Source organism: Streptomyces sp. NPDC048353, assembly GCF_055587165.1.
Map to the genome: position 1 here is coordinate 259,812 of NZ_JBVJGU010000007.1, position 20,870 is coordinate 280,681.

Genomic DNA, 20,870 nt, shown 5'->3' on the forward strand with positions numbered 1-20,870 from the left:
TTACTTGGCAAGGATGTCCACGGTGAAGACGAGGGTCGACTTGGCGGGGATCTGCTCGTTCGCCTGGTCGCCGTAGGCCATGTCCGGCGGCACGACCAGCAGCACCCGGCTGCCGACCTTCTTGCCTTCGAGGCCCTTCTGCCAGCCGGGGATGACCTGGGAGAGCGGGAAGCTCACCGGGGCGCCGCGGTTGTAGCTGCTGTCGAACTGCTTGCCGTCCTTCCAGAGCACGCCCTGGTACTGCGCGGTCACGGTGTCCGCGACGGTGACGGCCGGTCCGGTGCCCTCGATGATGTAGTTCGACACCAGCTTGGTGGGGGCCGGCTTCTTCGGGACCGTCAGCGAGGGGGCCTTGCCGTCGGTGTTGGTGCCCACCTTCGGCAGGTCGACGTTGTCCTGCGCGACGACGGTGCCCTTGGCGGAGACGGGCACGGTCTTGCTCTTCACGATGTCCATGACGAAGACGAGCGTGGCGTTGGCCGGGATGTCGCCCTGTCCCTGGGCGCCGTAACCGAGGTTCGGCGGGATCGACACCTCCAGGCGGCTGCCGACCTTCTGGCCGTCGAGGGCCTTCTGCCAGCCCTCGATGACGCCGCCGCCTCCGATGTTCACGGCGAACGGCTGGCCGCGGTCGAAGCTGTTGTCGAACGGCTTGTCGCCGTCCCACAGTTGCCCGAGGTAGTTGACGTCGGCCTGGTCGCCCTTCTTCAGGACCGCGCCCTTGCCCTCGCTGATGACGTTGACCTTGAGGTCCTTGGGCGGGGTGCCCTCCCCCTTGGCGAGGGTGGGCTTCTCTCCGAACTTCTCGCCCGCCGTGATGGCGGGGAGACCGTTCTTCATCGAAGCAGCATCGGAGCCCTTGTCGTCGCTGCCGCACGCCGCTGTCGAGAGCAGCAGCAGCGGGACGACGAGTAGGCCGGCAAGTCGGCGCACGTGTTCCTCAGATCTCAGACGGCACAGTATGCACGACACTCTAGGGGACCTCCCGGGCATGCCGAGGGCCCCGCACGTGGACGTGCGGGGCCCTCGGGGGATCCGGCCGGACCGGCCTTACATTCCGGCGATCAGCTTTTCCACCCGGTCGTCGACCGACCGGAAGGGGTCCTTGCACAACACCGTGCGCTGTGCCTGGTCGTTCAGCTTGAGGTGGACCCAGTCGACGGTGAAGTCCCGTCGCTGCTCCTGGGCGCGGCGGATGAAGTCGCCGCGCAACCGCGCCCTGGTGGTCTGCGGGGGCACGGACTTGCCCTCGAAGATCTTCAGGTCGTTGCAGATCCGCGCGGTCTGGCCCTTCTTCTCCAGGAGGTAGTAGAGCCCGCGGCGGCGGTGGATGTCGTGGTAGGCGAGGTCTATCTGCGCGACCCGGGGGTTCGACATGGTCATGTTGTGCTTGGCGCGGTACCGCTCGATGAGCTTGTACTTCATGACCCAGTCGATCTCGGTGCCGATGCGGTCGAGGTCCTCGGCCTCGATCGCGTCGAGCGTGCGGCCCCACAGTTCCAGGACCTGGGCCACCGTGCCCGTGCGGATGCCCCGGCGGTCGACGAAGTCCGCTGCCTTTTCGTAGTACTCCCGCTGGACCTCCAGGGCGGAGGCCTCGCGGCCGCTGGCGAGGCGGACCTTGCGCTGTCCGGTGATGTCGTGGCTGACCTCGCGGATCGCCCGGATGGGGTTCTCCAGCGTCAGGTCGCGCATGACCGTGCCGGCCTCGATCATGCGCAGCACGAGGTCGGTGGCGCCGACCTTGAGGAGCATGGTCGTCTCGGACATGTTCGAGTCGCCCACGATGACGTGGAGCCGGCGGTAGCGCTCGGCGTCGGCGTGCGGCTCGTCGCGGGTGTTGATGATCGGCCGGGAGCGGGTGGTGGCCGAGCTGACGCCCTCCCAGATGTGCTCGGCCCGCTGCGAGACGCAGTAGACCGCGCCGCGCGGGGTCTGCAGCACCTTTCCGGCGCCGCAGATGAGCTGTCGGGTGACGAGGAAGGGAATGAGGATGTCCGCGAGCCGGGAGAACTCTCCGTGGCGGGCGACGAGATAGTTCTCGTGGCAGCCGTAGGAGTTTCCCGCCGAATCGGTGTTGTTCTTGAAGAGATAGACGTCGCCGGCGATTCCCTCCTCGTGCAGGCGGCGTTCGGCGTCGACGAGCAGGCCTTCGAGAATGCGCTCGCCGGCCTTGTCGTGCGTGACCAGTTCGGTCACGTTGTCGCATTCGGGTGTTGCGTATTCCGGATGCGAACCCACGTCGAGGTACAGGCGGGCGCCGTTCCGCAGGAAGACATTGCTGCTGCGGCCCCATGACACGACACGGCGGAAGAGGTAGCGCGCCACTTCGTCAGGTGACAGTCGGCGCTGTCCCCTGAACGTGCACGTGACGCCGTACTCGTTCTCCAGCCCGAAAATGCGGCGGTCCATGTCTGAACATTACGCCTGATGGCCTGAGCTGAAACCGGGTTGGGCGGCCCCGTTTCGATCATTTTCCGATGAGTGCGTGTTCTTTTCGGTGTGTCCGGCGTGACCGCCGACGTCGCTGACGGCGTGTCGCACGCTCCGGCCTGGGGCGGCGAGGGCCCGGCCGGTGGCGAGCAGCACCAGGAGGGCGGTGAGACCGCCGGCCGCGGCCACCGAGAAGCCCGCGGTGATCCCGGCCAGTTCGACGACCGGACCGGCGACGGCGGAGCCGAGGGCGGCCCCCACGCCGAACGTGGTGACGAGCCAGGAGAAGGCCTCCGTGACGGTCCCGGTGGGGGCGTGCCGGTCGACCACGATGAAGCCGCAGGCGAGCGCGGGGGCCAGGAAGACACCGGCGAGGGCGGCGAGGGCCGTCATCGGGACGACACCGGGGGTGAGCATCAGCGGCACATAGCCCAGCGCGAGCAGCCCGACGATCACCGTCAGGCGCTTCTCGGGGGACCCGGACCAGTGGCGGGCGCCGTACAGCACGCCGCCGACGAGGGCGCCGAGGCCGACGGCGGCCATGATCCAGCCGTAGGCGGCCGCGTGGCCCCGGTCGTCGGCGTAGGCGAGCCCGGCGACCGTGATGGAACCGAGCGCCAGGCCGACGAAGAAGAACGAGCCGAGCAGGGCGAGCAGGCCCGGTGAGCGCAGCGCGCCCAGCCAGTGCGCCTCGCGGGGCTCCGAGCGCCAGACGCGCGAGGGCTCGGAGAGGACGACGGAGAGGGCGCCGAGTACGCCCAGGACGTTGATGACGAGGAGGGCGGCGGCCGGGGACCATACGGCGACGAGCAGGGTCACCAGGAGCGGGCCGACGGTGAACATCACCTCTTGGGCGACGGCGTCCAGGGCGTAGGCCCGGTGGACCCGGTCCTCGCGGCCCAGGACGCTCGGCCAGAGGGCCCGCAAGCCGCCTTCGAGCGGCGGGGTGAAGAGTCCGGCCACGACGATGGCGGCGTAGGCGAGGGCGATGTTGCCGATGCCCGCGACCGCGAGGGCGGCCATGCCGAGGGCGGAGAGGACCGCGGCGGGCAGTTGGACCCGGGGCTGGCCCTTCAGGTCGACCGCGCGGCCCAGGAGCGGCTGTCCGACGGCGGTGGCGACGCCGTAGGCGGCGACGAGGCCGCCGGCGAGGCTGTAGCTGCCGCCTTCGGCGCGGGTGAAGACCACCGTGGCGATCGGGCCGGTGCCGTTGGGGAGCCGGCCCACGAGGGTGCCGGTGAGCAGCCGGAGAGCGTGCGGCGCCCTGAGTATGTCGCGGTAGCCGCCGCTCGCCTGGGCCTCGGTGGCCATGTACGTCTCCTCTCCCCCGGTGCCCGAGCCGAGGTTTTACGTATAACTTTCTGCGTCATACGTACCATGGCTCCAGCCCCAGGGTCCACCTCGCGGGCCCCGACCGCATCCACGGAGGCACGCGTGCGCACCCCGGAACCGCCCGGCGCGGCCAGGCCCACGAGCCGGGACGTCGCCCGCGCCGCCGGGGTGTCCCAGGCCACCGTCTCCCTGGTCCTCGGCGACAAGTGGCGCGGCCGGGTCTCCGAGCGCACCGCCCAGTCCGTGCGCGACGCCGCCCAGGGCCTCGGCTACCGCCCCAACCTCGCCGCCCGCAACCTCCGGCTCGGCCGCACCCGCACGGCGCTCCTCGTCGTCCCGGCCCTCACCAACGAGTTCTTCGCGCGCGTCTACACCGGAGCGGCCACCGTCGCCGCCCGGCACGACTTCGGCGTGGTGCTCTATCCCTCCCCCGACGGCGTCGGCCCCGCCAGGGACCCCTTCGCCTCCGCCCGCGCCGCCCTGGACGGCGTCATCGCCTCCTCGATGGCGGCCGACGCCCTCACCGCGATCCGCGGCACGGACCTCCCCCTGGTCATGCTCGACAGCGACCCCTCGGACGCCGGGGCGGCCGCGCACGTCAACCTCGACATCGCGGACGGCATGCGCCAGGTGGCGGAGCACCTGCTCGGTCTCGGCCACCGCCGCCTCGTCCACCTCGCGTCGGCCGTGCCGTCCTGGACCTTCGACGTCCGGGCCGCCGCGCTCGCCGAGGCCGTGCGCGACGTCTCCGTACGCACCGTCCGCGCGCCCCTCGACGTGGACGGCGCCCGGGCCGCCGCAGAAGCGGCCCTGACCGCCCCCGGGCCCCGGCCGACCGCTCTCGTCTGCGACGACGACATCCTGGCCGCCGGCGCGTGCAAGGCCGCCCGCCGGCTGGGCCTGCGCGTGCCCGAGGACGTGTCCGTCACCGGCTTCGACGACCTGGCGCTGGCCACCGCCGTCGAACCCGAGCTGACCACCGTCCGCCTCCCCGCCGAACGGGTCGGCGAGGACGGCATGACGGCCCTCCTCGCCGTCCTCGACGGCCGTGCCCCGGACTCCGGCGGCCTGCCGGTCACCCTGGTGGTCCGCGGCTCCTCCGGCCCGCCACCAGCCCCCTAGGTCGTTGTAACGACCTGATCGGCAGTGCCCCCATGAGACCCCGGGACAACGCGACGGCCCCGGACCGCCTGCGCGGGCCGGGGCCGTCGGCCGGGTCGACGGAGGAGCTACTCCTCGGTCTCCTCCGGGATCTCGTCCGAGGGGTCGTCGGTCTTCGCGATCGCCGCGTTGTCCGCCTCCATCAGGCGGACCAGCTGCCGTCCGACGATCCGCTTGAACTTGCGCTGCTGCGGCCGCGTGCGGTCCAGGACGGCCACCTCAAGGCGCTCCGCGGGGATCTCCCGCTCGCTGCCGTTGGTGTCGCGGGACAGCGCCTGCACGGCCAGCTTCAGCGCCTCGGCCAGGGACATGCCGTCGCGGTGCCGCTGGTCGAGGAAGCTGCCGATCTGCTCGGCGTTCCCGCCGACCGCGACGGAGCCGTGCTCGTCGACGATGGAGCCGTCGTGCGGCAGCCGGTAGATCTGGTCGCCCTCGGGCTCGGTGCCCACCTCGGCGACGACCAGCTCCACCTCGTAGGGCTTCTCCCCCGCGCTGGAGAAGATCGTGCCCAGCGTCTGGGCGTAGACGTTGGCGAGGCCCCGGGCCGTCACGTCGTCCCGGTCGTAGGTGTAGCCCCGCAGGTCGGCGTAGCGCACACCGCCGATCCGGAGGTTCTCGTACTCGTTGTACTTGCCGGCGGCCGCGAAGCCGATCCGGTCGTAGATCTCGCTGAACTTGTGCAGCGCGCGGGACGGGTTCTCGCCGACGAAGACGATGCCGTCGGTGTACTGCAGGACGACGAGGCTGCGGCCTCGGGCGATGCCTTTGCGGGCGTACTCCGCCCGGTCGGCCATGGCCTGCTGGGGTGAGACGTAGAACGGGGTCGACACCGGCTATCCGTCCCTTTCTTCTGGGCGGCTGAGGGTCCCCCGGACGGAGTCGGGGGAGGAAGGACGAGCGGAGACTCAGAGCAGCGCGGCGCGCGGTCCGTCGGGCTGCTCCAGGCGCCGGTCGGTGACCGAGCGGGCGAGCGCCGAGGACTCCTCCTCGCTCAGCCTGCGGAAGCCCTCGTCGGAGATGACGGTGACGATCGGGTAGATGTTGCGGTAGAGGTCCGGGCCGCCGGTCGCCGAGTCGTCGTCGGCGGCGTCGTACAGCGCCTGGACGACCAGCGTGGTGGCCTGCTCCTCCGTCAGGCCGGGGCGGTAGAGCTTCTTCATGGAGCCCCGGGCGAAGATCGAGCCGGAGCCGGTGGCCGCGAAGCCGTGCTCCTCCGAGCGGCCGCCCGTCACGTCGTAGGAGAAGATCCGGCCCTTCTCCTTGCCCTCGTCCCAGCCGGCGAAGAGCGGGACGACGGCCAGGCCCTGCATCGCCATGCCGAGGTTGCCGCGGATCATCGTGGAGAGACGGTTCGCCTTGCCCTCCAGGGAGAGCGTCGTGCCTTCGACCTTCTCGAAGTGCTCCAGCTCCAGCTGGAAGAGCTTGACCATCTCCACGGCCAGGCCGGCGGTGCCGGCGATGCCGACGGCCGAGAACTCGTCGGCCGGGAAGACCTTCTCGATGTCGCGCTGGGCGATCATGTTGCCCATGGTCGCCCGCCGGTCACCCGCGAGCACGACGCCGTCGGCGAAGGTGGCGGCCACAATGGTGGTGCCGTGCGGCGCCTCGACGATCCCGTCCGGGAGCTTCCGGTTGCGCGGCAGGAGCTCCGGCGAGTGGTCGGACAGGAAGTCCAGGAACGAGGACGACCCCGGCGTCAGGAAGGCAGCTGGTAGACGCCCGGTGCTACGAGTGTTGGCTTCCACGCGTGTCCCTCCAAATATTGAGATGGCCCGCCGCAGAGTGTCGGGATCGTCTCCCGACGTGCCGATGGCCGAATTGCAGTTGAAGCACAGTACGCCACGGACCCTACCCGCCAAGTGACGGTGATCCACCTGAATCCGGCGGGGGATGCCGGACGGATCGGCGGGCCTGCGCGGCGGGCCGCTCCGGCCCGCGCTCGGCTTCGGTGGTGCCCTCTCGCCCCCCACGGCCGCGCACCCGCCGCACGGGACGGAGACCGCGCGCGGGCGTCCTTTTCGGACCGCACCGCGCGCGTCGCTCCGTCACCTGGGTGTGCCGCCCTGCTCCACCTTCGATGTGAAGGTGGAGCGCTCTTACTGGCCGCCCTTTTGCACGAACGACCGCACGAAGTCCTCGGCGTTCTCCTCCAGGACGTCGTCGATCTCGTCGAGGACGGAGTCCACGTCGTCCGAAAGCTTCTCCTGGCGTTCCTTGAGGTCGGAGCTTTCCTCCGCGGTCGTCTCCTCGACCTCCTCCGTGGAACGCGTCGCCTTCTGCTGTCCGCCGCCGGTGTCCTTGGTCGCCATATCCCTCACCCCGCTCGAATCGGCCCGCTCGGTTGGGTCTCTCTCAAGATCAGACCCTACAAGCCAGGTCTGACATCGGCCCTGTGGTCGCCGCAACGTCCGGGCACTAGTTCCATGATTCCCAGTGCCCGGCCATTTCAGCCGTGCAATCAGTTGCCGGACAGGAAACGGACCAGTTCCTCCGCGGTCCGGCACCGGTCGAGCAGTTCCTTGACGTGGTTCCTGGTGCCCCGCAGGGGCTCCAGCGTGGGCACGCGCTGGAGGGAGTCCCGGCCGGGCAGGTCGAAGATCACGGAGTCCCAGGAGGCGGCCGCGACGTCGTCCGCGTACTGCTCCAGGCAGCGGCCCCGGAAATAGGCCCTGGTGTCCTCGGGCGGCTTCGTCTCGGCCCGCTGGACCTCGTCCTCGGTCAGCAGCCGCTTCATGCGTCCACGGTCCACCAGCCGGTTGTAGAGGCCCTTCTCGGGCCGCACGTCGGCGTACTGCAGGTCCACGAGGTGCAGCCGGGCGGCGTCCCAGTCCAGGTTGTCGCGGCGGCGGTAGCCCTCCATCAGCTCCCGCTTGGCGATCCAGTCCAACTCGCCGGCGAGGCTCATCGGATCGTTCTCGAGGCGGTTGAGGGTGTCCTCCCAGCGGACCAGGACGTCCTTGGTCTGCTCGTCGGCGTCGGCGCCGAAACGCTCCTCCACATACTTCCTGGCCAGCTCGAAGTACTCCATCTGGAGCTGCACGGCGGTCAGCGTGCGACCGCTGCGGAGCGTGATCAGATAGCTCAGGCCCGGGTCGTGGGAGACGTCGTGCAGGGTGCGTACGGGCTGGTCGACGGCGAGGTCCACGTTGATGAACCCGTCCTCGATCATGGACAGGACCAGGGCGGTGGTCCCCAGCTTGAGGTAGGTGGAGATCTCCGAGAGGTTGGCGTCCCCGATGATCACGTGGAGGCGGCGGTACTTCTCGGCGTCGGCGTGGGGCTCGTCCCGGGTGTTGATGATGGGCCGCTTCAGCGTGGTCTCGAGGCCCACCTCGACTTCGAAGTAGTCCGCGCGCTGACTGATCTGGAAGCCGTGCTCCCGGCCGTCCTGGCCGATGCCGACGCGGCCGGCGCCGGTGACGACCTGGCGGGAGACGAAGAACGGCGTCAGGTGGCGCACGATGTCCGAGAAGGGGGTCTCCCGCTTCATCAGGTAATTCTCGTGCGTGCCGTAGGAGGCGCCCTTGTTGTCGGTGTTGTTCTTGTAGAGGTGGATCGGCTGAGCGCCGGGGAGCTGGGCGGCTCTCTCGGCGGCCTCGGCCATGATCCGCTCCCCGGCCTTGTCCCAGAGGACGGCGTCGCGGGGATTGGTGACCTCGGGGGCGCTGTACTCGGGGTGGGCGTGGTCGACGTAGAGCCGTGCTCCGTTGGTGAGGATCACATTGGCCAGGCCGATGTCCTCGTCCGTGAGCTGGCTGGAGTCGGCGGCCTCGCGGGCGAGGTCGAAGCCTCGGGCGTCCCGCAGGGGGTTCTCCTCCTCGAAGTCCCAGCGGGCGCGGCGCGCCCGGTGCATCGCCGCCGCGTAGGCGTTGACGATCTGGGACGAGGTGAGCATGGCATTGGCGTTGGGATGCCCCGGAACGGAGATCCCGTACTCCGTTTCGATGCCCATTACTCGCCGTACGGTCATGCGGCCCTCCTTGCCCGGCGGCGCGCCCATTCGGGTGCGGCGCTCAAGTACCGCGCTTTCTCGTGCGTGTGCGGTGCCCGTCCCCGCACTGCGCGATTCGGCGGTACCGAAGAGCCTAGAGCGACTCCGCGTCGGTGGGGAGATCGATTACGTCATTGTGTACGTTGGTGGTGGCGAAAAGCGACGGCTGCGGATGTCCGACTTCCGGACATCCGCAGCCGGTGTGCGTTCCTACAGGTACTGACCGGTGTTCGCCACGGTGTCGATGGAGCGACCCGTGTCGGCGCCCTGCTTTCCGGTGACAAGGGTGCGGATGAAGACGATCCGCTCGCCCTTCTTTCCGGAGATACGGGCCCAGTCGTCGGGGTTGGTGGTGTTGGGCAGGTCCTCGTTCTCCTTGAACTCGTCCACGCACGCCTGGAGGAGGTGGGAGACGCGGATGCCCTTCTGGTCGTGGTCGAGGAAAGCCTTGATGGCCATCTTCTTGGCCCGGTCGACGATGTTCTGGATCATCGCTCCGGAGTTGAAGTCCTTGAAGTAGAGGACTTCCTTGTCGCCGTTGGCGTACGTCACCTCGAGGAAGCGGTTCTCCTCGGATTCGGCGTACATCTGTTCCACGACCGATTGGATCATGGCGTGGGCGGCGGCCGGCTTCGACCCGCTGTGCTCGGACAGGTCGTCCGCGTGCAGCGGGAGGGTCGACGTGAGGTACTTGGCGAAGATGTCCTTTGCCGCTTCCGCGTCCGGACGCTCGATCTTGATCTTGACGTCGAGCCGGCCGGGCCGCAGGATCGCGGGGTCGATCATGTCCTCGCGGTTGGAGGCGCCGATGACGATGACGTTCTCCAGGCCCTCCACACCGTCGATCTCGGCGAGCAGCTGCGGGACGATGGTGTTCTCCACGTCCGAGCTGACACCGGATCCGCGGGTGCGGAAGAGGGATTCCATCTCGTCGAAGAAGACGATGACGGGGGTGCCCTCGCTCGCCTTCTCCCGGGCACGCTGGAAGACGAGGCGGATGTGCCGCTCGGTTTCTCCGACGTACTTGTTGAGCAGCTCGGGACCCTTGATGTTCAGGAAGTACGACTTCCCGGCGGGCTGCCCGGTCACCTCCGCGACCTTCTTGGCAAGGGAGTTGGCGACGGCCTTGGCGATGAGCGTCTTGCCGCAGCCGGGCGGGCCGTAGAGCAGGATGCCCTTCGGCGGCCGCAGTTCGTGCTCCTTGAAGAGGTCCGGGTAGAGGTACGGAAGCTCGACCGCGTCGCGGATCAGTTCGATCTGGTTGCCCAGGCCGCCGATCTTGTCGTAGTCGACGTCCGGGACCTCTTCGAGGACGAGCTCCTCGACCTCGCTCTTCGGGATCACTTCGTAGACGTAGCCGGACCTGGGCTCGAGCAGCAGGGCGTCGCCGGGGCGGATGGTGATGTCCAGCAGCGGCTCGGCGAGCCTCACCACCCTCTCCTCGTCGGTGTGCCCCACGACCAGGGCGCGCTCGCCGTCCTCGAGGATCTCCTTGAGGGTGACGATGTCCCCGGCCCGCTCGAATTCCATGGCCTCGACCACGTTGAGCGCTTCGTTGAGCATGACTTCCTGGCCGCGCCGGAGCTCTTCGAGCTCGACGCTGGGGCTGACGTTCACCCGGAGCTTGCGGCCCCCGGTGAAGATGTCGCAGGTGCCGTCCTCGTTGTCCTGCAGAAAGACACCGAAGCCCGCCGGCGGCTGCGCGAGCCGGTCGACCTCCTCCTTGAGGGCCACGATCTGGTCGCGGGCCTCACGGAGCGTATTGGCGAGCCGCTCGTTCTGTGCGGATACGCCGGCCAGGTTGGTCTGCAGCTCGACGATCCGCTCTTCGAGAATCCTCGTATGACGCGGAGAGTCGGCGAGCTTGCGGCGCAGGACGGCGATTTCCTGCTCGAGATAGGCAACCTGGCCGGCGGGGTCTTCAGACCCCCGCCCCGGCCGGATGCCGCGGTTGATGTCGTCGTCGTGGGCTGCCACGGTCCTCACCTCCTCCAAGGGGAGCTGGACGCTTCCTGACCCTACCTGCGTGGGTGGTGATTGAAACCCCTAGATCACAAAGACATCGGGGTGTGTCCGATCTTCACCCTTGCGCTTCCCCTCACGCCAAGGGAATACCCACCCATCAACATCGGAAAGCCGACGGTTGTATCGTCATCGGTGGTCAACACCCGTCAGGCTTGGCCGGACTTAGCAGGAACGCTCACTTTCACAGCTCAGGATCGGCAGGAGACATGACCGTGCGGCACGAGGTCCCGACGGCGGGCGCCGGTGAGGCGCTGGAGGTCTGGATCGACCAGGACCTCTGTACCGGGGACGGGATCTGCGTGCAGTACGCGCCGGAGGTCTTCGAGCTGGACATCGACGGGCTCGCCTACGTGAAGAGCGCCGACGACGAGCTGCTGCAGGAGGCGGGGGCCACGACGCCGGTGCCGCTGCCGCTGCTGACCGACGTGGTGGATTCGGCCAAGGAGTGCCCGGGCGACTGCATCCACGTCCGCCGGGTCGCGGACGGGGTCGAGGTCTACGGTCCCGACGCGGAGTGACGGTGCGCGCACGGCGCGTGGGTCACAGGGCGACCGGATCGGTGTGGGCGGTGCGGACGAACGCGCTGCCCTTCCAGCGCCATTCGACGCGTTCCCGCTGGTCGGGGCAGCAGCTCGGGACATCGAGCGAGGAATAGCCGAGGACGGTGGCGACGACCGCCCCGTCCCGTACGGCGAGGTCGGCGACGGTGCTCCGCCGCGCCGGGTCCAGGAGCGTGGCGACCACGCGCGCGGTGGCGTCCTTGGCGCGGGTGAGGACGTAGATCCCGCTGGGAGGCGTGCCGGAACCGGCTTCGCAGTGCACGACTGCGACGGTCTCGGGGTTCCCGTCGCCGTCGAGGTCCCCGCGGCTCTGCCGGGCGACGGTGGTGGGCGCGCGTCCGCAGTCCAGGGGGTAGTCGGCCGCGGCGGCGTCCGGGGCGGGCGCGGCGGCCGGGGCGGCCTGGGGGCCGGCCGCGGTGGTGGCGGTCGCGGGGCCGGGTTGCAGCAGGCCGGCGGCGGCGACGACGGCGGCCATGGCGGTCGCGGTGGCCAGCCAGTGCACCGGCCGGGCGTGGGTGTGCGCGAGGTCCGGGACGGCGGAGGGCTGCACGCGAGAAGTCTCCTGTGAGGGTGGCGCGGAAGGAGTTGCGGGCATCGTGCCACACGTCACAGGAGGGGGGAACAGCCGGGGTGGAAACGGTCTTCGATGCGGAAGCGAACACTCGAACATGAGGATGCCGCCGTCGAGTTCCCCGCCGTGGGGCGGGAACTCGGCGGCGGCACGCCTGCGTTGCCGGGGCGTCGGGCCCCGGGTCGTGTCGGGGGGCGTCAGCCCTTGTTGGGGCCTTCGTAGTCCTCGCCGTAGGCGCCCTTGGCGGGGCGGCGGCGGCGCATCGGCGGCTCGACGCCGTCGGCGAGGCGGCGGGCGGTGACGAGGAAGCCGGTGTGGCCGATCATCCGGTGGTCCGGGCGGACGGCGAGGCCCTCGACGTGCCAGTTGCGGATCATGGATTCCCAGGGCTGCGGCTCGGCGTAGCAGCCGAACTCGCGGATGGACTCCACGGTGCGGGCGAGCTGGGTGGTGGTGGCCACGTAGCAGCAGAGGATGCCGCCGGGGACGAGCGCCTTGGAGACGGCCTCCAGGCACTCCCACGGGGCGAGCATGTCGAGGATGACCCGGTCGACGTCGGTGTCGGAGAGGTTGTCCTGGAGGTCGCCGACCGTCAGCTGCCACGCGGGGTGCGGGCCGCCGAAGTAGCGCTCGACGTTGCCCTTGGCGATCTCGGCGAAGTCCTCGCGGCGCTCGTAGGAGTGCAGCATGCCGCTGTCCCCGATGGCGCGGAGCAGGAAGCTGCTGAGCGATCCCGAGCCCACGCCGGCTTCGACGACGCGTGCGCCGGGGAAGATGTCGGCGAAGGCGAGGATCTGCCCCGCGTCCTTCGGGTAGACCACGGCGGCGCCGCGGGGCATGGACAGGACGTAGTCGGGGAGCAGGGGGCGCAGCGCGAGGTAGGCGACGTTTCCCGTGGTACGGACAACACTGCCCTCGGGAGCACCGATCAGCTCGTCGTGGGGGAAGGAACCCTTGTGGGTGTGGAAGTTCTTCCCGGCCTCGAGCGTGAACGTGTAGTGGCGTCCCTTGGGGTCGGTGAGCTGGACCTGGTCCCCGACCTTGAAGGGCCCGCGACGGCGGGCGGCACCGGTCGGTTCGGACATGTGACCAGAGTACCGGGGTTACGAGGACGGTCTTGCCATGGCCTTGACGAAGGCGCGCTCCACGTCGGCGGTGGAGAGCACGCCGTAGATCTCCCCGGTCTCCTCGACGACGAGGTACTCGGTGGCCGGGCTGGTGCGGAGGTGGTCCAGGAGGGGCTGGCCCGCGAGCTCGCTGGGGACCCTCATGCCGTCGGTGAGGTCCTGGGCGAGGCCGCTGACCGCGACCCAGGGGCGGCGGTGCTGCGGGACGCCGGCGATGGCGCTCTCGCGGACGAGTCCGGTGGGGACGCCGTGGGCGTCGACGACGACGAGGGCGCGGGCTCCCGCTTCGTTGGCCCGGCGCAGGGCTTCGGAGAGGGGCGTGGCGGGTTCGACGGGGATGGCGCGGCGGGTGAGGCTGCGGGCGCGCAGGTCGGGGAGGTGTTCGCGCAGCCGGGCCATGCGCAGGCTGTTGCCGGCGCCGGTCCAGATGATGGCGGCGAGGATGGCGGCGAGGAGCGCGTCGGTGACGGTGCTCATGCCGCTGATGTCGTCGGTGGAGTTGCCCAGGAGGCCGGTGCGGGTGAGCAGGGGCAGGCCGATGAGGACGGCGACGGCGAGGGCGCGGCCGACCCAGGCGGCGGCGACGGTGCCGCTCATGGGCTTGCCGGTGATCTTCCAGATGACGGCGCGGAGCATGCGGCCGCCGTCGAGGGGCAGGCCGGGCAGCAGGTTGAAGACCGCCACGATGAGGTTGGAGATCATCAGGCCGGCGAGCAGGACGCCGGGGACGGTGCCGGGTTCGACGGCGTACAGGGAGACGTAGAAGAGCCCGGCGAGGACGAGGGAGAGGAGCGGGCCGACGAAGGCGAGGACGAATTCGCGGCCGGGGGTCTCGGTCTCCTTCTCGATCTCGGAGACGCCGCCGAAGAACTGGAGCTGGATGCGGCGGACCGGGAGCTTGAAGCGGAGGGCGGCGAGGGTGTGCGCCAGCTCGTGGACCAGGACGGAGGCGTAGAAGGCGATGGCGAAGAAGAGGGAGACGAGATAGCGGGCGCCGCCGAGGTCGGGCAGGACGCGTTCGATCTGGTCGCCGAAGACCCAGGTGATCAGGGCGGCGACGAGGAACCAGCTGGGGGCGACGTAGACGGGCACGCCGAAGGGGCGGCCCATGAGGAGCCCGCCGCCGGGTTCGTCGGTGCGCCGGGGCCTGCCCTTGCCCGTGCCGGAGGGGCCTCCGGCGGGGCCGGGTGCGGCGGGCTTCGCTTCCGGTTCCGTTTCGCCGGACTGCGGCCGGTGGTTCTCGCCGCGCTCGTCGTCCTGGTTCACGGGTTCCTTTCGTCGCCGGACTGCATGACCCGCGTCACTGCGTCACGGTTCGATCATGCAGTGCGACGGGGTCTGCCGTCGATGGTATTCCGCTCGCTGTCGGTGGCGGGCCGTAGGGTCTGAGTCATGAGTACGAGCGAGCAGCCGCCGACCGGGTCACGGGCGCCCATGTCGTTGTCCCCGTCACGGGCGAGCGACTTCATGCAGTGTCCCCTGCTGTACCGGTTCCGGGTGATCGACAGGCTGCCGCAGAAGCCGAGCGAGGCGGCCACTCGGGGGACGCTGGTGCACGCCGTCCTGGAGCGGCTCTTCGACGATCCGGCGGCGCACCGGACGGCTCTCCGGGCGAAGGCGATGATCCCGGGGCAGTGGGACCGGCTGCTGGAGTCGAAGCCCGAGCTGGCCGAGCTGTTCGCCGAGGACGCGGAGGGCGAGCGGCTCGCGCGCTGGCTGGGCGAGGCGGAGCGGCTGGTCGAGCGGTGGTTCACGCTGGAGGATCCGACGCGTCTCGAGCCGGCCGAGCGTGAGCTGTTCGTGGAGACGGAGCTGGATTCGGGGCTGCGGCTGCGCGGGGTGATCGACCGGATCGACGTGGCGCCGACGGGCGAGGTGCGGATCGTCGACTACAAGACGGGGAAGGCGCCCCGGCCGGAGTACAGCGAGGGCGCGCTCTTCCAGATGAAGTTCTACGCGCTGGTGATCTGGCGGTGGAAGCGGGTGGTGCCGCGCCGGCTCCAGCTGGTGTACCTGGGCAGCGGGGACGTGCTGACGTACGACCCGGTGGAGGCGGATCTGCTGCGGGTGGAGCGGAAGCTGCTGGCGCTGTGGGAGGCGATCCGGGAGGCGACGGAGTCGGGTGACTGGCGGCCGCGGCCGACGAAGCTGTGCGGTTGGTGCGACCACCAGGAGCTGTGTCCCGAGTTCGGGGGGACTCCCCCGGTGTATCCGCTGGAGATCGTTTCGCCGCGCCCGCCGGAGTCGGGCGAATCCGGGCAGGGCAGAATGGACGGGGTCCAGCCCGCCCCGTGAAGGAGTTCCTGTGGCTATCCGCGTCCTACTGGTCGACGACCAGCCGCTGCTGCGCACCGGCTTCCGGATGATTCTGGAGGCGGAGCAGGACATCGCGGTCGTCGGTGAGGCCGGGGACGGTCTTCAGGCCCAGGACCAGGTCCGGGCGTTGCAGCCGGACGTGGTGCTGATGGACATCCGGATGCCCCGGATGGACGGGGTCGAGGCGACGCGGCAGATCACCGGCCCGGGCCGGGACGGTCCGGCGAAGGTGCTGGTGCTGACCACGTTCGATCTGGACGAGTACGTGGTGGAGGCGCTGCGGGCCGGGGCGAGCGGTTTTCTGCTGAAGGACGCTCCGGCCAACGAGCTGGTGCAGGCGATCCGGGTGGTGGCGGCGGGCGAGGCGATGCTGGCGCCGTCGATCACGCGCCGGCTGCTCGACAAGTACTCCGCGCACCTTCCGTCGGGCGACGAGCAGGTCCCGGACACGCTGAACACGCTGACCGACCGTGAGGTCGAGGTGCTGAAGCTGGTGGCGCGGGGGTTGTCGAACGCGGAGATCGCGGCGGACCTGTTCGTCAGCGAGACGACGGTGAAGACGCACGTGGGGCACGTGCTGACGAAGCTGGGTCTGCGCGACCGGGTGCAGGCGGCGGTGTACGCGTACGAGAGCGGGCTGGTCCGTCCGGGCGCGCAGTAGCGGCGTACGAGGAAGGGCCCGGCGCGCGTCCCCGCGTGCCGGGCCCTTCGTCGTCGTGTGCCGGTGTCCTGGTCAGCTCTTCTTGATCTCCCAGAAGCGGAAGACGGTGGAGGCGTCCAGGGTCCACTCCAGGCCGGTGACGTTGTCGCGGGCGACGGCGTACTGCTTGCCCTGCCACAGCGGGAGCAGGGGCAGCTCCTCGGCGACGAGGTCCTGGAGCCGGCCGAAGTCCTGGGCCGTGGCGGCGCGGTCGGCGGCGGCCGCGGTCTTCGGGATGAGGGTGCCGGTGATGGTGGTGTTCTCGTACCGGTTGCCGAGGACGTTGCCCTTGCCGAAGAACGGGGTGGTGAAGTTGTCGGCGTCGGGGTAGTCGGGCACCCAGCCCTTGACGTAGACGCCGTACTTGCCGGCTTCGATGTCCTTCTCGTACTGAGCGAACGCGACGGACTTCACGTCGGCGTCGAACAGGCCGCTGGTGTTGAGCTGGCCGGCTATCGCCTTGAGCTCCTGGTCGGTGGCGGGGCCGTAGCGGCTGGGCGTGGACCAGAGGGTGAGCTTCACCTTGTCGGTGATGCCAGCCTTGCGGAGGGCCTTCTTCGCCTTGGCGGCGTCGGGGCTGCCGTAGGTGTCGAAGAAGGCGGTGTTGTGTCCGGCGATGCCGGCCGGGACGATCGAGTAGAGCGGCGTGGCCGTCGACTTGTAGACGTCCTGGACGAGGGCCTCGCGGTCGACGAGATGGGCGATGGCCTGGCGGACGCCCAGCTTGCCGACGACGGGGTCCTTGACGTTGAAGACCAGGTGCTGGACTTCGGCGCTGGTGCCCTGGACGATCTCGATGCCCTTGTCGGCGGTGGTCTCGGAGGCTTCGAGGGCGGCGATGTCGTCGGCGGCGAGGCCGCGGTAGGCGACGTCGACATCGCCCGCGGCGAAGGCCTCGGAGAGGGCTTCGCGGTCGCCGGAGTAGAGCTTGAGGCTGACGCCGCCGTTCTTCGGCGTGGCCCCGCCCTTGTAGCCGCCGTTGACGGAGAAGACGGCCTCGGTGTCGCTGAGGGAGTCCAGCGTGTACGGGCCGGAGCCGACGACCTTGCCATCGGTGCGCAGCGCGTCGGCGGCGTACTCGCGGTGGTCGACGATGGAGCCGGCCCCCGAGGCGATCTTGCTCGGGAAGGTGGCGTCGGGGACCTTGAGGCGGAAGACGACGGTCCGGTCGTCGGGGGTCTCGATGGTGTCGATCGTCGAGAGCAGCGGCGCGGGCCCCGACGGGTCGTCGATCCTCAGCGCGCGCTCGAAGGAGAACTTGACGTCCTTCGAGGTGAGGGGGTTGCCGTTGGAGAACGTCAGACCCTCGCGCAGGGTGCAGCGGTACACCGTGCTGCCGGCCTGGAAGCCGCACTCCTCGGCGGCCTCCGGCTCGGGTACGGAGGCTCCCTTCGGGAAGCCGAGGAGGGACTGGAAGACGTTGTTGAACAGGAGCCAGGAGCCGGGGTCGTAGCCGGCGGCGGGGTCCGTGGCCAGGATCTCGTCGGACATGCCGACGCGGACGCTGCCGCCGGAGCCGCCGGAGTTCCCGCCCTGCTCCGCGCCGCAGCCGCTGAGCAGGGCGGCGGACAGACCCGCGGCGAGCGGAGCCGTCAGCCACTTGTTGTGCTTCACAGAACGTGCCTCTTGATCTCTTGCCAGGCCGGCCGCGCGCCCTGCGCGGCCGGTGTAACCGAGCTGGGTGAGGGGGTCAGGCGGTGCCGCGGCCCAGCTCCCACAGGAGCAGGTCCGAGGAGGTGTTCAGCGCCCATTCGACGCCGGTGACGTCGTCGCGCGCGGCGACGTACTGCTTGCCCTGCCACAGGGGCAGGACGGGGACGTCCTTGGCGACGATCTTCTGGATCTCTCCGAAGACGGGGCTCGCGGCGTTGCGGTCGGCCGAGCGGCGCGAGCGGGGGATCAACTGGTCGCGTACGGCCTTGTTGACGTAGGGGGTGTTGAGGAAGTTGTCCGTGTCGAGGAAGGGGGCGACGTAGTTGTCCGGGTCCGGGAAGTCGGGGAACCAGCCGAGGCCGTAGACGGGGTAGTCGCCGCGCTTCTGCGCGGTGCGGAACGTGGCCCACTCGGTGCCCTCGACGGTGACGTCGAAGAGGTCGGTGGCGTTGAGCTGGTCGCGCAGCGCCTCGAACTCCTTCTTGGTGGCGGAGCCGTAGTGGTCGCTGGTGTAGTGCAGGGTCAGCTCGACGGGCTTCTTGATGCCGGCGTCCCGCAGGATGCCGGCCGCCTTGGCGGTGCTGGGCTCGCCGTAGGTGTCGAAGAAAGCGGTGGAGTGGCCGGTGACGCTGGAGGGGATCAGCGAGTAGAGCGGCTTGGCGGTGGGGCCGTAGACGTCGTCGACGAGTTCGCCGCGGTCGACGACGGCGGCGATGGCCTGCCGTACGGCCTTGTTCCTGACCGAGGGGTCCTGGGTGTCGAAGGCGAGGTAGCGGATCTCCAGGCCGGGGACCTCGGTGAGCTCGACGCCCTCCTGGGGCTTGTCGGTGAGTTCCTTGATCTGGTCCTGCGACATCGAGCGGGCCATCATGTCGATCCGGCTGTCCCGCAGGGCCTGGCCCATGCTGTCCGCGTCGGCGAAGGACCGCAGCTCGATCTTGTCGTTGCGCAGGGTGATGTCGCCCTTGTACGCCGGATTGCGGGTGAAGACCACCTTGGTGATCTTGTCGCCGTCGTGTTCGGCCTTCATGGTGTACGGGCCGGAGCCGTCGACCTCGAAGCCTTCGCGCAGCTTCTTCGCCCCGTACGTCTTCTTGCTGAGGATGCCGGCGACCGGGGTGGAGAGCTTGTACGGGAAGGTCGCGTCGGGCGTCTTGAGGTGGAAGACGATCTCGCGCTCGCCGTTGGCCTCGACGGTGTCGATGTTGGCGAGGAGGGCGGCGGTGCCGTTGTCGGACTTGATGCCGAGGACGCGCTCGACGGAGAACTTGACGTCCTCGGCGGTGACGGGGGTGCCGTCGGCGAAGGTGAGCCCCTCGCGCAGTTCGCAGCGGTAGCTCTCGCTGGCCCGGTCGCTGAAACCGCAGCTCTGGGCGGCCTCGGGGACGGGCTCGCCGCCGCCGCGGGGCACGTGCATGAGGGTCTGGACGGTCTGCCGGAGGATGTTCCAGGCGCCGGTGTCGTAGGCGAAGGCCGGGTCCAGGGGGGCCGGTGCCTCGGCGGTGGCGACGAACTGGTCCGTGGTGCCGACGACGATGGCTCCGGCCTCGTCCGAGCCGCCGCAGGCGACGAGCAGGGGGGCGAGCATGCCGGCCGCCAGGGCGGGCAGCACCAGAGTCTTGCGGTTCATCGTGGTCGTTCTCCTCATCCGGCACTGGGATGCAGCGGGTACGGACACTCCGCCGCTGCCGCCCGGTCGGGGCGGGCGATCGGGCCGGGATGGTGAGCGATCGGTCCTGCGTTCACGGCGACTTGGGTGTGCGCCGGGGCACGCGGAGGGTGCGGCGAAGTACTCGCGAAAGGTTAGTCGGCGGCGCCGGTCGGGCCGGACCGCCGACGGTCCGGGAGGTCACCACACAGTGATCATGAATACGGCGGACTCGATAGTCATGCGTGGGAACGTATCGCTACGGAGGGCGCGAAACGGGACACAGGGGAAGGGCGCAACCACCGCGATCCGGACACGGTTCACAAGAAGGCCACCCGCCGGTCGGTACGCTGCGTGACCAAGGTCACGCGGCGGTCCGGAGTCGGGTGGCCGGAAGAGCACGGTGAGGTGGCGCGGACGGGACGGCCGGAGCGGACCCGACGTAGGGGCGCGGGGGCAGCCGACGGAGGGCCGGGGAGAGCCGGGCCGACCCGGGTCCTCAGGGGCCGGTGATGAGGGTCCGCAGGAAGGGGACGTCGACGTCCTCCAGGGAACGGACGACGACCCGGCCCTCGGAGGGTGCGATCGGGGCGACGGAGGGCACCGCCACCACCCGGCAGCCGGCCGCCTCCGCGGCCGCTACGCCCGTCGCCGTGTCCTCGATGACGGCGCACAGCGCCGGGTCGGCGCCGACGCCCCGGGCGGCCGTGAGGTAGGGCTCCGGGTGCGGCTTGGTCTGGACGACCTCGTCTCCCGCGACGCTGAGGGTGAAGCGGTCGCGGCCGAGGGAGGCGAGCACCCGGTCGATGATGCGGCGGTGCGAGGCGGAGACCAGGGCGGTGGGGATGTCGTGGTGGGCCAGCTCGGCCAGCAGGCGCTCCGCGCCGGGCATGAGCGGCACACCGCGCTCGATGCGCTGCTCGAACTTCTCGTTGAGCAGGACCGTCAGCTCGGCGAGGGTGATGTCGGCGCCGGTGGCCTCGATGAGATAGCCGGCGCTGCGGGTCATGGGCCCGCCGACCACGATGTCGCGCCAGGTCTCGTCCAGCCGGTGCCCCAGGGCGGCGAAGGCCTCGACCTCGGCGTCCCACCAGAACCCCTCCGTGTCGACGAGGGTGCCGTCCATGTCGAGGAAGACCGCTTGCAGGGCGGAGCTTCCGTTGGCGTGGAACAAGGACGCGGGGACCGTACTGGTCATCCGGCACACCTCCATGGAGGGACGAGAAGGCCGGTCTCGCCCCCCAGCTACGGGGAGGGAGACCGGCCTGCGCTGGACCGACCAGTGTACGTCCCGATCATCCCGGGCGCTCGGAATCGGCCCGTGACGTGCGTCGCGGTGTCGCCGTGACCTTG

General features: G+C 70.0%; 18 protein-coding genes and 1 pseudogene. 4 read left to right on the forward strand and 15 right to left on the reverse strand.

Annotation, left to right across the window (positions count from 1 at the left end):
• From ACZ6RC_RS25345 to ACZ6RC_RS25355, 3 genes are all read right to left on the reverse strand, one after another.
• Complete coding sequence (locus tag ACZ6RC_RS25345) at positions 1-933, reverse strand: FKBP-type peptidyl-prolyl cis-trans isomerase (protein ID WP_391144778.1); 933 nt, start codon at positions 931-933, stop codon at positions 1-3.
• A gap of 117 nt (positions 934-1,050) precedes the next feature.
• The gene (gene pafA, locus ACZ6RC_RS25350) at positions 1,051-2,412 is read right to left on the reverse strand and encodes a Pup--protein ligase (RefSeq protein WP_391144775.1); all 1,362 of its coding nucleotides are present in this window, start codon (positions 2,410-2,412) and stop codon (positions 1,051-1,053) included.
• Between the two features lie 9 nt (positions 2,413-2,421).
• Positions 2,422-3,744 carry an MFS transporter gene (locus ACZ6RC_RS25355; protein WP_469587212.1) on the reverse strand — a complete coding sequence of 441 codons (1,323 nt, stop codon included), beginning with the start codon at positions 3,742-3,744 and terminating at the stop codon, positions 2,422-2,424.
• Between the two features lie 123 nt (positions 3,745-3,867).
• On the opposite strand from ACZ6RC_RS25355, the gene ACZ6RC_RS25360 reads away from it, so the two are divergent.
• Positions 3,868-4,887 carry a LacI family DNA-binding transcriptional regulator gene (locus ACZ6RC_RS25360; RefSeq protein WP_469587215.1) on the forward strand — a complete coding sequence of 340 codons (1,020 nt, stop codon included), beginning with the start codon at positions 3,868-3,870 and terminating at the stop codon, positions 4,885-4,887.
• A 107-nt stretch (positions 4,888-4,994) separates the two neighbouring features.
• Here ACZ6RC_RS25360 and prcA read toward each other — a convergent pair whose 3' ends face one another.
• The 6 genes and pseudogenes from prcA to arc all read right to left on the reverse strand — a co-directional run bounded on the left by prcA (position 4,995) and on the right by arc (position 10,894).
• Positions 4,995-5,756, reverse strand: a complete 762-nt coding sequence (gene prcA / locus ACZ6RC_RS25365) for a proteasome subunit alpha (RefSeq protein ID WP_391144766.1) — start codon at positions 5,754-5,756, stop codon at positions 4,995-4,997.
• Between the two features lie 75 nt (positions 5,757-5,831).
• Positions 5,832-6,671, reverse strand: coding sequence for a proteasome subunit beta (gene prcB, locus ACZ6RC_RS25370; RefSeq protein WP_391145335.1), 840 nt, complete (start codon positions 6,669-6,671; stop codon positions 5,832-5,834).
• Positions 6,623-6,803: pseudogene (locus tag ACZ6RC_RS25375) on the reverse strand (endonuclease domain-containing protein); the annotation flags it as partial. The gene prcB and the pseudogene ACZ6RC_RS25375, both read right to left, overlap by 49 nt.
• 219 nt (positions 6,804-7,022) lie before the next feature.
• Positions 7,023-7,235 (reverse strand): ubiquitin-like protein Pup, encoded by a 213-nt coding sequence (locus tag ACZ6RC_RS25380; protein ID WP_365719636.1) that lies wholly within the window; start codon positions 7,233-7,235, stop codon positions 7,023-7,025.
• Between the two features lie 149 nt (positions 7,236-7,384).
• A complete protein-coding gene (gene dop / locus ACZ6RC_RS25385) occupies positions 7,385-8,896 on the reverse strand; it encodes a depupylase/deamidase Dop (RefSeq protein WP_391144763.1) in 1,512 nt (503 codons plus the stop codon).
• A 231-nt stretch (positions 8,897-9,127) separates the two neighbouring features.
• Positions 9,128-10,894 carry a proteasome ATPase gene (arc, locus tag ACZ6RC_RS25390; protein WP_391144761.1) on the reverse strand — a complete coding sequence of 589 codons (1,767 nt, stop codon included), beginning with the start codon at positions 10,892-10,894 and terminating at the stop codon, positions 9,128-9,130.
• A 254-nt stretch (positions 10,895-11,148) separates the two neighbouring features.
• Here arc and ACZ6RC_RS25395 point away from each other — a divergent pair, with 254 nt between their 5' ends.
• The gene (locus ACZ6RC_RS25395) at positions 11,149-11,460 is read left to right on the forward strand and encodes a ferredoxin (protein WP_391144758.1); all 312 of its coding nucleotides are present in this window, start codon (positions 11,149-11,151) and stop codon (positions 11,458-11,460) included.
• A gap of 22 nt (positions 11,461-11,482) precedes the next feature.
• On the opposite strand, the gene ACZ6RC_RS25400 is transcribed toward ACZ6RC_RS25395, so the two are convergent.
• The 3 genes from ACZ6RC_RS25400 to ACZ6RC_RS25410 form a co-directional block, all read right to left on the reverse strand.
• Positions 11,483-12,052 carry a hypothetical protein gene (locus ACZ6RC_RS25400; RefSeq protein WP_391144755.1) on the reverse strand — a complete coding sequence of 190 codons (570 nt, stop codon included), beginning with the start codon at positions 12,050-12,052 and terminating at the stop codon, positions 11,483-11,485.
• A 218-nt stretch (positions 12,053-12,270) separates the two neighbouring features.
• Positions 12,271-13,158, reverse strand: a complete 888-nt coding sequence (locus tag ACZ6RC_RS25405; RefSeq protein WP_019884997.1) for a tRNA (adenine-N1)-methyltransferase — start codon at positions 13,156-13,158, stop codon at positions 12,271-12,273.
• 18 nt (positions 13,159-13,176) lie between these two features.
• Positions 13,177-14,466, reverse strand: coding sequence for a site-2 protease family protein (locus ACZ6RC_RS25410; protein WP_453618237.1), 1,290 nt, complete (start codon positions 14,464-14,466; stop codon positions 13,177-13,179).
• A 126-nt stretch (positions 14,467-14,592) separates the two neighbouring features.
• Here ACZ6RC_RS25410 and ACZ6RC_RS25415 point away from each other — a divergent pair, with 126 nt between their 5' ends.
• On the forward strand, positions 14,593-15,495 hold the full coding sequence (locus ACZ6RC_RS25415; protein ID WP_469587225.1) for a RecB family exonuclease: 903 nt from the start codon (positions 14,593-14,595) through the stop codon (positions 15,493-15,495).
• Positions 15,496-15,505: 10 nt separating this feature from the next.
• Positions 15,506-16,177, forward strand: coding sequence for a response regulator (locus tag ACZ6RC_RS25420; protein WP_391144746.1), 672 nt, complete (start codon positions 15,506-15,508; stop codon positions 16,175-16,177).
• Positions 16,178-16,249: 72 nt separating this feature from the next.
• Here the strand turns inward: ACZ6RC_RS25420 and ACZ6RC_RS25425 are convergent, their stop codons facing one another.
• The 3 genes from ACZ6RC_RS25425 to ACZ6RC_RS25435 form a co-directional block, all read right to left on the reverse strand.
• Complete coding sequence (locus ACZ6RC_RS25425) at positions 16,250-17,830, reverse strand: ABC transporter substrate-binding protein (RefSeq protein WP_391144743.1); 1,581 nt, start codon at positions 17,828-17,830, stop codon at positions 16,250-16,252.
• A 76-nt stretch (positions 17,831-17,906) separates the two neighbouring features.
• A complete protein-coding gene (locus ACZ6RC_RS25430; protein WP_391144740.1) occupies positions 17,907-19,499 on the reverse strand; it encodes an ABC transporter substrate-binding protein in 1,593 nt (530 codons plus the stop codon).
• 517 nt (positions 19,500-20,016) lie between these two features.
• Positions 20,017-20,715 carry an HAD family hydrolase gene (locus ACZ6RC_RS25435; protein ID WP_391144737.1) on the reverse strand — a complete coding sequence of 233 codons (699 nt, stop codon included), beginning with the start codon at positions 20,713-20,715 and terminating at the stop codon, positions 20,017-20,019.
• Positions 20,716-20,870 lie beyond the last annotated feature (155 nt).

Bases quoted from the DNA above. Each gene is read 5' to 3' on its own strand.
- pafA (WP_391144775.1), bottom strand. From the start codon at position 2,412: ATGGACCGCCGCATTTTCGGGCTGGAGAACGAGTACGGCGTCACGTGC.
- ACZ6RC_RS25355 (WP_469587212.1), bottom strand. From the start codon at position 3,744: ATGGCCACCGAGGCCCAGGCGAGCGGCGGCTACCGCGACATACTCAGG.
- ACZ6RC_RS25380 (WP_365719636.1), bottom strand. From the start codon at position 7,235: ATGGCGACCAAGGACACCGGCGGCGGACAGCAGAAGGCGACGCGTTCC.
- dop (WP_391144763.1), bottom strand. From the start codon at position 8,896: ATGACCGTACGGCGAGTAATGGGCATCGAAACGGAGTACGGGATCTCC.
- ACZ6RC_RS25395 (WP_391144758.1), top strand. From the start codon at position 11,149: ATGACCGTGCGGCACGAGGTCCCGACGGCGGGCGCCGGTGAGGCGCTG.
- ACZ6RC_RS25405 (WP_019884997.1), bottom strand. From the start codon at position 13,158: ATGTCCGAACCGACCGGTGCCGCCCGCCGTCGCGGGCCCTTCAAGGTC.
- ACZ6RC_RS25415 (WP_469587225.1), top strand. From the start codon at position 14,593: ATGAGTACGAGCGAGCAGCCGCCGACCGGGTCACGGGCGCCCATGTCG.
- ACZ6RC_RS25430 (WP_391144740.1), bottom strand. From the start codon at position 19,499: ATGAACCGCAAGACTCTGGTGCTGCCCGCCCTGGCGGCCGGCATGCTC.
- ACZ6RC_RS25435 (WP_391144737.1), bottom strand. From the start codon at position 20,715: ATGACCAGTACGGTCCCCGCGTCCTTGTTCCACGCCAACGGAAGCTCC.